The 648-nt window shown below is 59.9% G+C and carries 1 protein-coding gene; it reads right to left on the minus strand.

What is annotated here, in order from left to right:
- Positions 1-211 precede the first annotated feature (211 nt).
- Positions 212-648, minus strand: a 437-nt coding sequence (locus tag JKL46_RS35050; RefSeq protein WP_201843064.1) for a hypothetical protein, incomplete at its 5' end; no start/stop codon positions are given.

Raw genomic sequence — 648 nt, forward strand, 5'->3', positions numbered from 1 at the left:
CGCCCATATTCGGATGCTGACGAGGCGGCTCGCAAGACCCTGAAATCAAACCCGTCTTTCTGAGTCAGACTCTTAGAGCCAGAATGCTCCAAAAGCCGGAACCTTGACCGTAAGCCAACGTTTCCTTGGATCGAGGTTAGGAGCTCACATGCAGGCGATTGGTCTGAGCAACGTTGCGCAAGCGGCTTTGGTCGCAATGGTGCTTGGCGGATCAACTCTGATGAGCACAACGGTCGCTGTAGCCGCGGATCTCCCTCCCTATTTCGAGGATCAAGGAGCGGTTCTGGAGCGCCCACCCGTCCCGCCTCGGCTCGCCGTGGAGGAGACCTATATTGCGCCGCCGGTCGAGCACAGGCTCATTGAGAGCCGCGTGATCGAACGCCGCTTTGTCGACGGCTATGAAGGGCCAGGTCTTGTCCCACAGCGACCTCTGCCGATTGTGCCTCTGGAGGAGAGCGAAGGGTATGAGGGGCCTGCCTTGGTTCCTCCCCGGAATGTCCCGATCGTCTCTGTGCAGCCGGTCGTGCGTCCACCTGTATACCGGGAGAGAGTCGTCGGCATCCCTGTGCCAGTCGAGGAGTGCCGCGTTGTCGTGACGAAGCGGATCGACGCCTTTGGTGATGTCACAGTCCGCCGAACCAAAGTCTG

This window comes from Microvirga zambiensis WSM3693, from assembly GCF_016735695.1.
In the GTDB taxonomy this organism is placed as follows: domain Bacteria; phylum Pseudomonadota; class Alphaproteobacteria; order Rhizobiales; family Beijerinckiaceae; genus Microvirga; species Microvirga zambiensis.